Origin of the sequence: Mucilaginibacter yixingensis (assembly GCF_041080815.1) — a bacterium.
GTDB classification, from domain to species: Bacteria; Bacteroidota; Bacteroidia; order Sphingobacteriales; family Sphingobacteriaceae; genus Mucilaginibacter; species Mucilaginibacter yixingensis.
In genome coordinates this window covers 1,679,859-1,694,769 of the sequence record NZ_CP160205.1, presented here as the reverse complement: position 1 = coordinate 1,694,769, position 14,911 = coordinate 1,679,859, and the positions used below count along the sequence as shown (strand labels likewise).

The following is a 14,911-nucleotide window of genomic DNA, read 5'->3' as shown; positions in this document are numbered from 1 at the left end:
TATGAACGCGCTCGCCAAAAAACTGCAAATGAAGCCCGGCAAGAACTGGCTGCTTTATAACGCTCCGGCTAATTACCTGGAATTGCTGGAGCCGCTGCCCGAAGGACTAAACATCACCTTCAATGCCGACGGTAGTTTTGATGGCGTGCAATTATTTGTAGTGAACAGCAGTGACCTGGTGCGGGATATGCAGTTGATCAGTAAAGTACTGAAAGCCGATACTATCTTGTGGGTGATCTACCCCAAGAAAACCGCTGGCATTGCCAGCGACCTGGAAATGATGCGCAACTGGGCCGAAATGGACCAGTACAACCTGCGCGGTGTAGCCGCTGCTGCCGTGAGCGAGACCTGGACCGCCCTCCGCTTCCGCCCTAATGACACCGGCACCTTTTCTGATACCTGTAACGACGCCATCCCCAGCAACGAGTATGGCGAATACATAGACATAGCCAACAAACAGGTAAAACTCCCACCTGACGTAGAAGCTGCCCTACAGCATGAGCCTGAAGCGATGAACTGGTACGCATCGCTCTCCTACTCAAACCGTAAAGAGTATGTGCTTTGGATTTTAACAGCCAAGCAAGAGAAAACACGATTAGATAGATTGGAGAAAATGGTAGAAAAGTTGAAAGCGGGGAAGAAGAATCCGTCGGAGAAGTAATCTCACAGTTCTGCCCAATAGCATTCCAAATATTAAAGTCTCCAAATAAACGCCTAAATAAGAAGAAGGTGTCATGTTGAGCTCCGTCGAAACACGCGCGGTAGCCTATCCTGGACATTTAATCGGAGCTATTAGGCCTTCGCGCGCCCTTCGACAAGCTCAGGATGACATCCAGCGCTCATTTCATTACGTAACCCAGCCCATAATCTCCGATTTGTCATTCCGAACGAACAAGCTGGGGTTTGCGCGCTGCGTGAGGAGGAATCTTAGCCCCCATGCCATGCAAATAGGCCCATCAATCGTCTAAGATTTTTTCACCCCGTTCAAGAGAATAGTTCTCCCGTTGGTCGAAATGACAAGATATATAAACAAAAAAATCCCCCACCATCGCGGTAGAGGATTTCGGATTTAAAATTTAAGAAACTATATAAGGGTTGGTTAGTCCACTTTAGCTTATGGTTAATAGATCATAGTTCATAGCAAAATACTATTTATTCCTCCATGAACTATGATCTATCAACCATGATCAAATTCAATAAGCGTAAGCGCTCACGTTGTCTTTGCTTTCCAGGTGGGTGTGGCCCATCAGGAACTCGTCAACCTTGCGGGCACATTCGCGGCCTTCAGAGATGGCCCAAACTACCAGCGACTGACCGCGGCGCATATCGCCGGCTGCAAACACTTTGCTTACGTTGGTGCGGTAAACACCTTCTTTAGCTTTTACGTTTTTGCGCTCATCCACTTCAACACCCAGGTTTTCCAGGGCGCCTTCAAACTGTGGATGTACGAAACCCATTGCTAAGAACACTGCCTGGCAAGGAATTTCGCGCTCAGAACCTTCAACCTTTGTAGGTTTGATAGGGCGACCCATAAAGTCAACATCCCAGGTTACATCATGCACACGCAGGGCACGCAGGTTACCATTCTCATCACCTAAGAACTCTTCGGTGTTGATAGCCCAGAAGCGCTCGCAACCTTCTTCGTGAGAGCTGGTTACTTTAAGCAGCATTGGGTATGTTGGCCAAGGCATATGAGTGGTACGCGCCATTGGCGGCTGCACCAACAGTTCAAATTGTTTAACAGAGTTAGCTTTCTGACGGTTTGAAGTACCCACACAGTCAGAACCGGTATCACCACCACCAATTACGATAACGTCTTTACCGGTGGCTGAAATTGCTTCAGCATCAAATTCAATACCTGCAACGCGTTTGTTTTGTTGTTTCAGGAAATCCATTGCGAAGTAGATACCTTTCAGATCACGACCCGGAATGTTCAGGTTACGTGGGATGGTAGAACCACCAGCCAATACAACGGCATCGTTACCACGAACCAGTTCTTCGGCGCTGATGTCTTTACCAACTTCGGTACCGCAAACAAACTCGATACCGTCTTCTTTCATCAGGTTAACACGACGATCGATCACCCATTTCTCTAATTTAAAATCAGGGATACCGTAACGCAACAAGCCGCCTGGATTATCATCGCGTTCGTAAACGGTTACGCTGTGCCCGGCTTTATTCAGCTGGGCAGCAGCTGCCAACCCGGCAGGACCCGAACCTACAACGGCTACCTTTTTACCGCTTTTTACCAGCGGAGCGGTTGGCTTAACCATATCTTTAGACCATGCGATCTCAATGATGTGCTTCTCAATCTCCTCGATAGCTACCGGTGGCTTGTTGATACCCAACACGCACGATGACTCGCACGGTGCCGGACAGATGCGGCCGGTAAACTCAGGGAAGTTATTAGTTGATGACAATATCTGGTAAGCTTCTTCCCAGCTTTTGCGGTAAACCGCATCGTTAAACTCAGGGATAACGTTACCCAGCGGACAGCCGTTGTGGCAGAACGGAATACCGCAGTCCATACAACGTGCAGATTGCTCGTTCAGCTTTTCCTCGCTGTACAACCCAACAAACTCATTATAGTTAGTTACTCGCTCGGCAACGGATACTTTTGACGGCAACTCGCGGTCAAATTCCTGAAATCCTGTTACTTTTCCCATCTTAGTTAGTTACCTCGTATTTTTTTTGGAGTAAAACCTTTTTGTATTCTTTCGGGAACACTTTAACAAACTTACTCATAGCAATTGTCCATGTGTTCAATAAATCCTGTGCTACCTGGCTACCGGTAAGCTGTACGTGCTTACGCAGCAGGGTAATGATCTGCTCTTCGTCTTGTGGCGACAGTGGATCCAGATCAACCATTTCAGGGTTACAGTTCTCAGCAAAAGTGCCATCGGCATCGTAAACCCAGGCTAAACCACCGCTCATACCAGCGGCAAAGTTACGGCCTGTTTTACCTAAGATCAGCGCACGGCCACCGGTCATGTACTCACAACCGTGATCGCCGGTACCCTCTACTACTGCAGTAGCACCAGAGTTACGTACCGCAAAACGCTCGCCTGCCATACCGCGTGCAAACAGCTCACCAGAGGTTGCACCGTAAAGGGCAACGTTACCAATGATGATGTTATCCTGCGGCGCAAAGGTTGCATTAGCAGCCGGATAGATGGCCAGTTGTGCACCTGATAAACCTTTACCTACATAGTCATTAGCCTCACCTTCCAGCTCAAACGATACACCTTTAGTATTGAAGGCGCCGAAGCTCTGACCGGCAGAACCTTTGAATTTAAAGTTGATGGTATTTTCAGGTAAGCCTGCAGAACCATATTTCTTAGAGATCTCGTTAGAAAGCATAGTACCCAGGGTACGATCAGTATTCTTCACATTAAATGATGCGAATACCGGTGTTTTATCTTCCAGCGCCGGTTGTGCTGCTTCCAGCAATTTCCAGTCAAGGATGGCGTCAATACCATGATCTTGTTTTTCGCTGTTGTACAGGGTAACACCGCGTTGGTTAGTAACCGGGTGCAGGATACCAGACAGGTCTACTTTCTTAGCTTTCCAGTTTTTGATGTTATCACGAACTTTCAGGAACTGTACGCGGCCCACCATATCGTTAATTGTGCGGAAGCCTAAGTCGGCCATAATCTCGCGCAGCTCTTCAGCCAGGAAGCGGAACAGGTTAACCACATGCTCTGGTTTACCGCTGAACAGTTTACGCAGTTCAGGATCTTGAGTTGCAACACCAACCGGACAAGTGTTCAGGTGGCATTTGCGCATCATGATACAACCGCCGGCAACCAGGGCTGCAGTTGCAACACCCCATTCTTCAGCTCCCATCAGGGTAGCAATGGCAATATCGCGACCGGTTTTCAGCTGACCGTCTGTTTGCAGTACTACGCGGCTACGCAACTGGCTGCGTACCAGGGTTTGATGAGCCTCGGCCAAGCCAAGCTCCCATGGTAAACCAGCGTGTTTAATAGAGCTGATTGGCGATGCACCGGTACCACCGTCATAACCGGCTACCAGAATTACATCAGCGTGTGCTTTAGCTACACCGGCAGCAATAGTACCAACACCAGCTTTAGAAACCAGTTTCACGTTGATACGTGCATCGCGGTTAGCATTTTTCAAGTCGAAGATCAGCTGAGCCAAATCCTCGATTGAGTAAATATCGTGGTGCGGCGGCGGAGAGATCAAACCTACACCCGGAGTAGAGTGACGGGTTTTTGCAATCCAGTCGTCAACCTTGTGGCCCGGCAGCTGACCGCCTTCGCCTGGTTTTGCACCCTGAGCCATTTTAATCTGCAGCTCGTCAGCGTTAGTCAGATAGTTTGATGTTACACCAAAACGTGCAGAAGCAACCTGTTTAATAGCCGAACGCATTGAATCGCCGTTTGGCAATACCTGGTAACGGATCTCGTCCTCACCACCCTCGCCGGTGTTGCTCTTACCGCCAATACGGTTCATAGCAATGGCCAGGGTACTGTGTGCTTCGTGAGAGATAGAACCGAAAGACATGGCGCCTGTTGCAAAGCGTTTCATGATGCTTTCAATTGGCTCAACCTCACTCAATGGTACAGACTCACGGTGGTGGGCAAAGTCCAGCAAACCGCGGATAGTATAATTTTTCTCGGTCTGATCGTTGATGGCTTTAGCATATCGCTTGTAAACCTCGTAGTCGTCCAAACGGGTAGCGTGCTGCAGCAAGTGTACAGTTTCCGGGTTAAACAAGTGAGCCTCACCGCGGCGTTTCCACTGATAGATACCACCTTCTGGCAACAGCGGGGTTTCTTCTTTGTGGCTGGTATAACCCGCAACGTGTTTGCTCATTACCTCGCGGGCAATCTCGTCAAGGCCTAAACCTTCTATACGGGTTACCGCACCGGCAAAGTATTTATCAACCACAGCTTTGTTCAGACCCAGGATCTCAAACACTTGTGAACCATGGTACGATTGCAGGGTTGAAATACCCATTTTAGAGAAGATCTTTAACAAGCCGTCGTTAACAGCTTTTACGTAATTTTTCTCCAGATATTTCAGATCAAGATCTGTTTTCAGGCTACCATCGTTCTTAACTGTTTCAATGGTAGAAAGCGCCAGATATGGATTAACTGCACTTGCGCCAAAGGCCAGCAAACATGCAAAGTGGTGTACTTCCCAAACGTCGCCTGCTTCAACAACCAGACCTACGGCGCCGCGGCGACCGATACGAATCAGGTGGTGATGTACTGCAGAAACAGCCAGCAGTGACGGGATTGGCGCGTGCTCAGAATCAATAGCACGGTCAGACAGGATCAATACTTCAAAACCATCTTCAACAGCATCTTCGGCATAACGGCAAAGGCGGTTCAACGCTTTTTCCATGCTGCCTGGCTGGCCATCGGCTTTAAAGTAAGTTTGTAATGTTTTTGCGTGGAATAAACCGGTGTCAATAGAACGCAATTTTTCCAGCTGTTTATTTTTCAGAACCGGATGTTTCAGCGTTACACAATGGCAATGCATTTTATCTTCATCCAGCAGGTTGCCGTTGTTACCAATGAAGGTAGACAAGCTCATTACCAAACGCTCACGAATCGGATCGATCGGCGGATTGGTTACCTGGGCAAAGAATTGTTTGAAATAGCTGCTCAGGTGTTGTGGTTTGTCAGACAAGATGGCCAGTGGCACGTCTGTACCCATAGAACCAATTGGCTCTTTACCATCAAGTGCCATTGGCTTAATGATGGTATCGATATCTTCACGGCTGTAACCGAATACCTGTTGGTAACGGAAAACAGAATCAGGTGATAAGCTTGCGAACGCTAAACGTGGCTCGTTCAATGAATCAAGCGTAATGCGGTAGTTTTCCAGCCATTCACCGTATGGTTGTTGCGAAGCTATTTTGTGTTTGATTTCGTCGTCTGTAATGATCTCTCCTTTTTCGGTATCGATCAGGAACATTTTACCTGGCTGCAAACGGCCTTTGGTTACAACGGTCGACTCATCAATAGCCAGTACACCAGCTTCAGAAGCGGCAATTACACGACCATCGCTGGTTACTGCATAACGCAACGGACGCAGACCATTACGGTCTAACACTGCACCTACCATTTTACCATCGGTAAATGAAATAGCTGCAGGGCCATCCCATGGCTCCATCAAAGTAGCGTGGTACTCATAGAAGGCACGTTTAATTGGGTCCATCTGCTCGTTACCATCCCAGGCCTCTGGTACCAGCATCATCATTACGTGTGGTAACGAACGACCGCAGTGCAGCAGGATCTCGATGATGTTATCCAAACAGGCAGAGTCAGACTGTGCGCTGTCAATAACCGGCAACAACATCTCCATCTCTTCAGCTGTGAAATAAGTTGAAGAAAGAGATTTAACACCAGCATAGAACCAGTTCAGGTTACCGGTCAGCGTATTGATCTCGCCATTGTGCGCAATCATACGGAACGGCTGAGCCAGTTTCCATGAAGGGAAAGTATTGGTAGAGAAACGCGAGTGGATCACGGCCATGCCCGATGCCATACGCGGATCTGTCAGATCAGCAAAATATTGGCGCACCTGATAAGTAGTCAGCTGGCCTTTATAAATAATGGTTTTACAAGAAAGTGAAGTGAAATAGAAATCCTGCGCAGCAGCAGGTACATTCTCGTTCACAGTTTTAGTGATGTAACGACGCAACACATACAGCTTGCGCTCAAAATCATCAACATTAGTAATATGGTGCGGCCTTAATATATATAGCTGCTCCACATCTGGTTCGGCCGCACGAGCGGTAGGACCTACTACAGATGAGTTTACTTGTAGTTTACGGTAACCTAAAATGGTAAGGCCCAGCTTTTCTGCTGCTGCATCAATAATTTTGCGGCAAGCTTTTTTAGTAGCTGAGTCTTTTGGAAGGAAAAGCATACCTACACCATACTCGCCCGGCTCAGGTAAACTGATCTCCAGGTTAGAGCATTCTTCCATTAAGAATTCATGGGGCAACTGAATTAAGATACCGGCACCGTCACCAGAATCTGGGTCTGCGCCACAAGCACCGCGGTGCTCCATGTGCTCCAGAATGGTTAAGGCATCGCTTATAATTTGATTGGATTTGTGCCCATTAATATTAGTGATGAAGCCCGTTCCGCACGAGTCGTGTTCAAATTCGGGCCTGTACAAGCCCAACTGCTGGCTATCTGTTTGATCCATCTTTTTATAAATTACACGGTTTATAAATAGTGTGTAATCACGAAGATATAAAAAATGTAAAAAAATCCTAAAAGTATTATCAACTTTTGGAATTTTATTAAAACCAATTGCTTGAATTATATTAATTATATGACTTTGCTCATAAAATTGTTAAATTTATTATGAAATTGATAAAAATAAAATAGCTTCTTGGTATGCACACATACTAAATTAAAGATGTTTTAACGGCTTATTAACACACAAAAACCACCAAAACCAAACAATTGCAAATTTTTTCTGTTAAAAACAGCTTAATATATTGTCAGAAAGGCCGCGCGCAGCGCCCTGTTTTTGTAGATTTGCGGCCATAAACAATCAACTATGTCAGGTAAAAACAAGGCCGTTTTCTTAGATCGAGACGGCGTATTAAATAAAGAACTGGGAGACTACGTGTGTCGGCTGGAAGACTTCGAGGTGCTGGACAATTTTGCAACCCTGAAACAGTTGCAAGACCGTGGCTTCATGCTCATTGTAGCCACCAACCAGGGCGGCCTGGCCAAAGGCTGGTATAGCGAAGAAACCCTGGATGCCATGCATCAGCATTTAAAAGAAACCTACGCCCGGCACGGTGTAACCTTTACCGATATATTCTACTGCCCGCATCACCCTAACTTTACCGGCGATTGTGATTGCCGCAAACCAAAACCAGGTATGCTGCTACGTGCTATAGATAAATATGATATCGATCCTGCTCAATCCTACTTCATCGGCGATCGTGAGCGCGACGTTATTGCCGGAACCGCCGCAGGTGTAACCGGTATATTAATAAACAGCGATCAGCCCATCAGCGACGTGATTGATTTGATCAAGTAAATTATGAGACCTGTCATTTGCCTCATTTTGCTAATACCTTATGTTTTATCTACCTGCAAATCAAATAACAAACTGATGAGTATTGATAAAAACAGTTCCCTGAATAAGTTAAAGCAATTCAAGGAACAGACTAAGTTTATTGAAGAAACCGATAAAATATTCTATCCTGGAATTTCCGACCCGAGCATAAAGGAGCAATTGACAGACTTAATAAACAAATCGGCTGACGATTTTTCTCATACAGTAAAAACCAATCCAACCGAGAATAATTTTCGGGAAAACATTAAAATCGGTCTCGCCCGGATAACGGAATCAGGCCTTCAACTTGACTCCGAGGATGAAGAACGAGTAGGAAAATATTATGAAGAATTAATGGATTGTGTTGGCCTAAAAAGCTCTGAGGGAATAATTAACGATTGGGTTTATGGATTCAACCCAGGAAGCAAATAATTGAACATGCAAGCAATACGTGGTATAAAAAACTTAGACTGTCTTATTTTCGCCTTGTTAGGTTTCTTTGTTATCTACAAGTTTGCGCAATATAGTGGTATCGGCATCTCGCCAGATTCTATTATGTATGCCAGCACAGCGCAAAACCTGCATGATCATTTTTCTATTATCACTTTCAACGGTAAGCCCCTCACCTTTTTCCCGGTCTTCTACCCTTTCTTTTTGAGCATCTGTATTTTTATCTCAGGGGGTACAGATCCGGTAAGCATGGGGCCTTATATAAATGGCGTCCTGTTTGGTGCGGTAATTTTTTTGACGGGATGGATAACTACCCGCTTTAGAAATCCTTCTGTAGTATATAAATGGCTCATTATGGGCGCAGTACTGCTGGCCCCCGCCCTACAGGAAATCTACACCTATTTATGGTCTGAAACGCTGTTTATACTCACCATCATCGTATTTATCATAGCCTATCGCCAGTATCTGCATGAGCATACCCATAAAGCACTACTTGTGGCGGCGCTTGCAGCGGCTATTAGTTGTATTACCCGCTATGCTGGCATTACTGTTGTAGCCACCGGCTGTTTGTTAATATTGATTGATCCGGAGCTGCCGATAAGAAAAAAGATTGCTCACCTGTTCACCTTCGGCGCCCTCGGGATATCTTTACTGGTGGCTAACCTGATTATGAACCGTGTTAACACCGGTTTAAGCACCGGCACCCGCGAGCCATCCATCACTCCGCTGAGCGAGAATATGCATTACTTTGGTATTGTAATATTAGATTGGGCAGGCTTACCGGCAAAACTTGATGTAATTGCCACAGCTTTTACAGTAATTGTACTGTTCGGCCTCCTTGGTCTTTTGCTCTGGAAAGCCTTTAAACACAAATTGGACAGCTACGAGAACGTGGTGATTGCCTTTGCCGTAGTCTATTCATTATTTATCCTGATCATTGCCACAGTTTCGCGTTTTGAGCGAATGAATAGCCGGTTAATCTCGCCCCTGTTTGTACCACTCTTATTGAGTTTTACCCTTTGGGTGCCTTACATGATTAATCATATCCGTTTCTCAAAAAAATGGCTATTAGCTACGCCGTTTGTTATTGCCATGCTGGCTTTTGAGTACACTATTTATAAGATAGATTACCAGCGCTACGATGATTTTTACGAGTATGGTATCCCCGGTTATACGGATGACGATTGGAATAAATCACAATTTATCCAGTTCCTGAAAACGCATAAACACATCTTCGACCCAAAAATTCCGATCTATAGCGATGCCGACGAGGCGGTGTACATGTTTACCGGCATGCACTCTACGCTCATTCCGCATAAATTCTTCAAGAAGGATGTGGATGAGTTTTTGAATCACCCCCACTTTTACATCATCGACTTTAAGAAACAGGAAAGCACCGAATTGCTCAGCCTGAAAGATATTCAGACCCACCGTAAACTGAAGTTACTGCATGACTATCCGGAGGGATCAGTTTATATTACCGAGTAAAGGTTAGAGATTGACAGCGGACACCAAATGACTTTATTAATATCATGTAAATTTTTCAACCGGGTTTAACATTGTGGTTAATCTTCCTTGAAATCTTTTTGGTATTTATAAAATCCCTCATTATATTTGCCGCACTTCAAACAAGTACTATAAAAGAAATGAACGGCTTTCAGTTACATCATTTACATCTGCATCACCACGTTGTGGTGATTAGCTAAATGTATGTTTCTACGTGAAATAACAACCTCCGTTTATTTATTTATCTATAGTTTACTAAATCCAATCTCTTGAAAACACTTAAAATAGCGATCCAGAAATCGGGTCGACTCAACGAAAAATCAGTTGAATTACTGAAAAATTGTGGCTTAAACTTTGAAAATTATAAAAGTTCGCTCATCTCGCCTGTATCAAATTTCCCATTAGAAATACTTTTTTTGCGTGATGACGATATTCCTGAGTATGTGCAGGACGGCATTGCCGATCTGGGTATTGTAGGCGAAAACGTAATCCAGGAAACTGGTGTAGACGTAAGCTATCTGCAACGTTTGGGCTTTGGCAAATGCTCGCTTAAAATTGCAGTACCTAATACAGCCAATTACCAGTCGTTGAGCGATTTGAATGGCGAATCTATCGCCACCAGCTATCCTAACATTTTAGAGAAATTTCTGGGAGAAAATAATATCAAGGCCGATATCCGTACCATTTCTGGTTCGGTAGAGATCTCTCCGGGTCTGGGTTTGGCTAATGCCATTTTCGATATCGTGTCAACCGGTGGCACCTTGAAAAGCAACGGCTTGAAACCATTTGCCGATGTAATGTCGTCAGAAGCGGTGCTAATTGGCCGCAAAGGTTCAGAGAACGAAGATCTGGTTAAAGAGCTCATCCAGCGCATTCAATCTGTACTGCGTGCTAAAGAAACCAAATATGTGGTTTTAAATGCACCTAAAGATAACCTGCAGACCATTATAGATCTACTGCCAGGCGTTAAAAGCCCATCGGTAGTGCCACTGGCTGAGGAAGGTTGGGTTGCTATCCACACCGTAATTCCAGAGCGCGATTTCTGGGAGCGCATCAGCAAGCTGAAAGAAGCCGGCGCGCAAGGCATTGTGGTAATGCCAATTGAGAAGATTATACTGTAGTCCCCCTGCCCCCTAAAGGGGGAGAAATGGAGCTATGGGATCTTCAGCGTAATTATTATTAAACTAATTGATGACGTAACTCCCCTTCAGGGGGTTTGGGGGATCGAGGTTTTTTATGAAAATTTACAACTATTCCGATTTATCTGCTGCCGAACTGGCTAAACTGGTACAACGCAATGTTGACCCGGCCAACGAGATCCGCGCGGTAGTAGAAGAAGTGATTGCCAGCGTACAGCAAAATGGCGACATGGCGCTTTTAGACTATGCCCGTCGTTTTGACAAGGTAGAGCTGGACAAGCTTTACCTGGACAAAGCCGAACTGGCCCAGATTGCCGAGCAACTGCTGCCTGAGCAAAAAGAAGCGCTGCAAACTGCATACAACAATATTCGCAAGTTTCACAAAACACAGCTGCGTAAGGAAGACAGCGTGGAAACCATGCCCGGCGTTACCTGCTGGCGCGAAACCCGCCCTATTGAAAAAGTAGGACTTTATATACCCGGTGGTTCTGCCGTGTTACCCAGCACTTTTTTAATGTTAGGTATCCCGGCGCGTATTGCAGGTTGTCATGAAATTGTGGTATGCTCGCCTCCGCAAAAAAGCGGCAAGGTAAATGCCTTTATTGCCTACGTGGCCGGTTTATTGAACATCGACAGGATTTACCTGGCTGGTGGTTCGCAAGCGGTGGCTGCTATGGCTTATGGCACACAAAGCATCCCTAAGGTTGATAAAATTTTTGGGCCGGGCAATCAGTTTGTAACCAAGGCCAAAACCATCATTCAGTCTACCACCACCACGGCTATTGATATGCCCGCCGGTCCGTCTGAAGTGCTGGTGATTGCCGACGAAACCGCCAACGCCTCGTACATCGCCGCAGATTTACTGGCACAGGCAGAACACGGTATCGACTCGCAAAGTATACTGGCCGTAACTTCAACTCAACTGGCCCAGGAAGTAATTGCGCAAGTAGAACATCAGCTCAGCGTATTGCCACGTGCTGAGATTGCCCAGCAAGCCATCAATCACTCGTATATCATGATCGTCAAAGATCTGAACGAGGCGATGAGCTTCAGCAACCTGTACGCCCCTGAGCACTTGATTTTGGCTACCGAAAGCTGGCAACAGATTACCGGCCAAATCATTAACGCAGGCTCGGTGTTTCTGGGTAACCTGACACCGGAAAGCGCTGGCGATTATGCCTCAGGCACCAATCACACACTGCCTACAAGTGCTTATGCAAGAGCTTATTCAGGCGTTTCAGTTGATTCTTTTGTTAAGAAGATCACGTTTCAGTATATCACACCGGAAGGACTGGAAAATATCGGTCCGTCGGTAGAAATTCTGGCCGAAATGGAAGGCTTGCATGCGCACAGAAATGCGGTTTCTATCAGAAGAAAATAAACATTAATTCCCTTTGTCATTGCGAGGAGTGGCGGGGAAATAAGTACAGGGGACGACGAAGCAATCTCGTCGCACGTACGCCGACGAGATTGCTTCGTCACTCACGTTCCTCGCAATGACAAAAAGGAAATAGCAAATGTTCGACATCAATAATATATTAAGAGAAAACATTAAAAAGCTGGTACCCTACTCGTCAGCGCGTGACGAGTTTCAGGGTGAAGCCAGTGTTTATCTGGACGCTAACGAGAACGCTTTTGGTTCTCCGTTAGATACCAACTATAACCGTTACCCTGATCCGCTGCAATATGCCGTAAAACTGCGTTTGAGCGAGATTAAAGGCGTACCGGCACGCAACATCTTCCTGGGCAATGGCAGCGATGAGGCTATTGATATCCTGTTCCGCAGCTTTTGTAACCCGGGTGTAGATAACGTCATCATCGTACCGCCTACTTACGGCATGTACGAGGTTTCGGCCAACATAAATGATGTGGCGTTGAAACGTGTACCGCTTACCGCAGAATATCAACTTGATCTGGACGGCATTGCCGAAGCCATTGATAAGCACACCAAGATGATCTTCATCTGCTCGCCAAACAATCCAACCGGTAACTCTATTAACCGAGCCGATGTGGAGACACTGCTGGCTAACTTCAAAGGACTAGTAGTTGTAGATGAGGCTTATATCAACTTTAGCCGTCAAAAAACTTTCATCCAGGAACTGACCGAGTATGCTAACCTGGTAGTATTGCAAACGCTATCTAAAGCCTGGGGATTGGCCGGTCTGCGCGTAGGTATGGCCTTCGCCAGCGAAGAGATTATCGAGGTGATGAACAAGGTAAAACCGCCCTACAACATCAATGAGGCCTCGCAGCAACTGGCATTAGAAGCCCTGCAAAACGTTGATCAGGTGAATGCATGGATCAAAGAAACGCTGGCCCAGCGCGATAAGCTGGTGCTGGCTTTAAGAAACTTTGATTTTGTGCTGGATATCTACCCAAGTGACGCTAACTTTATCCTCGTAAAAACAACCGACGCCAAGGGGATCTACAATTACTTGGTGAGCCATGGCATCATCGTGCGCGATCGCTCTAAAGTAACGCTTTGCGAGGGTGCGCTACGCATTACCATTGGTACGCCGCAGGAAAATGAAACATTGATTGAGACCCTGAAGACTTTTAAATGAATACGTTAAAAAAAATACTCTTTGTAGACCGCGACGGCACGCTGATTCTGGAGCCGGAAGATGAGCAGATTGACTCGTTTGCCAAGCTGATCTTCTACCCTAAAGCGCTGCAATACCTGCCTAAAATTGCTGCTGAACTGGATTATGAACTGGTAATGGTAACTAACCAGGACGGTTTGGGTACCGACTCTTATCCGGAAGATACCTTCTGGCCGGTGCAAAACTTCGTACTGAAAACTTTTGAGAACGAAGGCGTAAAATTCAGCAACATTGTGGTCGACCGTACTTTTGCGCGCGACAATGCCCCTACCCGCAAACCGGGCACGGCCCTGCTTACGGAGTATTTTGACGAAACTAAATACGATCTGAAAAACTCGTTCACCATTGGCGATCGCAAGAACGATGTGCTGCTGGCCCGCAACCTGGGAGCTAAATCCATCTGGTTAAATGCCAACAATAACCTGGGTGGCCATGAGGAAGTTAACCAAAGCGCACACGATGAGTTAAAAGACGTAGTGGCCCTGGAAACTACCGACTGGCAACAGATCTACGAGTTTTTAAAAGTAGGCGAGCGCGTAGGCGAACATCGTCGTACCACTAAAGAAACCGACATCCATATCAAGATCAACCTGGACGGTAAAGGCGATGCCAAGATCAGCACCGGTCTGCACTTTTTTGACCACATGCTGGATCAGATTGCCCGTCACGGTAGTATCGATATGGAACTGACCGCCAAAGGCGATCTGCATATAGACGAGCATCACACCATTGAAGATACCGGCATTGCCCTGGGCGAACTGTTTGCTACTACTTTAGGCGACAAACGCGGTATTGAACGGTACGGTTTCTGCCTGCCAATGGACGACTGCCTGGCGCAGGTGGCCATTGATTTTGGCGGCCGCAACTGGCTGATGTGGGAGGCTGACTTTAAACGCGAAAAGATTGGCGAAATGCCGACAGAGATGTTCTATCATTTCTTCAAATCATTTAGCGATGCAGCCAAATGTAATCTCAATATCAAAGCTGAAGGCATCAACGAGCATCACAAAATAGAAGCTATCTTTAAAGCTTTTGCAAAGGCAATAAAGATGGCCGTTAAACGTGATGTAAATAACATGGTTTTACCAAGTACTAAGGGGGTCTTGTAGATTATTGGAATCAAGAGTAGAGATTCAAGAATTAAGATATTTT

Annotated in this window: 10 protein-coding genes; 8 read left to right on the top strand and 2 right to left on the bottom strand. The window is 46.0% G+C overall.

All coding sequences use genetic code 11. From position 1 onward, the window contains the following. Nucleotide 1 precedes the first annotated feature (1 nt). Entirely contained in the window at nucleotides 2-661 is a 660-nt protein-coding gene (locus tag ABZR88_RS06915; protein ID WP_107828149.1) for a YdeI/OmpD-associated family protein, read from the top strand. A gap of 532 nt (nucleotides 662-1,193) precedes the next feature. Here the strand turns inward: ABZR88_RS06915 and ABZR88_RS06910 are convergent. Next, nucleotides 1,194-2,666: a glutamate synthase subunit beta gene (locus tag ABZR88_RS06910; protein ID WP_107828150.1), complete on the bottom strand. Its 1,473-nt coding sequence runs from the start codon at nucleotides 2,664-2,666 to the stop codon at nucleotides 1,194-1,196. 1 nt (nucleotide 2,667) lies between these two features. Then, complete coding sequence (gltB, locus tag ABZR88_RS06905) at nucleotides 2,668-7,191, bottom strand: glutamate synthase large subunit (protein ID WP_107828151.1); 4,524 nt, start codon at nucleotides 7,189-7,191, stop codon at nucleotides 2,668-2,670. 360 nt (nucleotides 7,192-7,551) lie between these two features. On the opposite strand from gltB, the gene ABZR88_RS06900 reads away from it, so the two are divergent. The 7 genes from ABZR88_RS06900 (at nucleotide 7,552) to hisB (ending at nucleotide 14,868) form a co-directional block, all read left to right on the top strand. Next, a complete protein-coding gene (locus tag ABZR88_RS06900) occupies nucleotides 7,552-8,043 on the top strand; it encodes an HAD-IIIA family hydrolase (RefSeq protein WP_107828152.1) in 492 nt (163 codons plus the stop codon). Nucleotides 8,044-8,118: 75 nt separating this feature from the next. Continuing rightward, a complete protein-coding gene (locus ABZR88_RS06895) occupies nucleotides 8,119-8,493 on the top strand; it encodes a DUF4844 domain-containing protein (RefSeq protein ID WP_170113580.1) in 375 nt (124 codons plus the stop codon). 6 nt (nucleotides 8,494-8,499) lie between these two features. Further along, nucleotides 8,500-9,999 carry a hypothetical protein gene (locus tag ABZR88_RS06890; protein WP_107828154.1) on the top strand — a complete coding sequence of 500 codons (1,500 nt, stop codon included), beginning with the start codon at nucleotides 8,500-8,502 and terminating at the stop codon, nucleotides 9,997-9,999. Between the two features lie 287 nt (nucleotides 10,000-10,286). Beyond that, the gene (hisG, locus tag ABZR88_RS06885) at nucleotides 10,287-11,138 is read left to right on the top strand and encodes an ATP phosphoribosyltransferase (protein WP_107828155.1); all 852 of its coding nucleotides are present in this window, start codon (nucleotides 10,287-10,289) and stop codon (nucleotides 11,136-11,138) included. Between the two features lie 115 nt (nucleotides 11,139-11,253). Then, nucleotides 11,254-12,537 carry a histidinol dehydrogenase gene (gene hisD, locus ABZR88_RS06880; protein ID WP_107828156.1) on the top strand — a complete coding sequence of 428 codons (1,284 nt, stop codon included), beginning with the start codon at nucleotides 11,254-11,256 and terminating at the stop codon, nucleotides 12,535-12,537. A 136-nt stretch (nucleotides 12,538-12,673) separates the two neighbouring features. Beyond that, on the top strand, nucleotides 12,674-13,720 hold the full coding sequence (gene hisC, locus ABZR88_RS06875; RefSeq protein WP_107828157.1) for a histidinol-phosphate transaminase: 1,047 nt from the start codon (nucleotides 12,674-12,676) through the stop codon (nucleotides 13,718-13,720). Then, nucleotides 13,717-14,868, top strand: coding sequence for a bifunctional histidinol-phosphatase/imidazoleglycerol-phosphate dehydratase HisB (gene hisB, locus ABZR88_RS06870; protein ID WP_107828158.1), 1,152 nt, complete (start codon nucleotides 13,717-13,719; stop codon nucleotides 14,866-14,868). Before hisC ends, hisB begins: the two co-directional genes overlap by 4 nt. The last annotated feature ends 43 nt before the right edge of the window (nucleotides 14,869-14,911 follow it).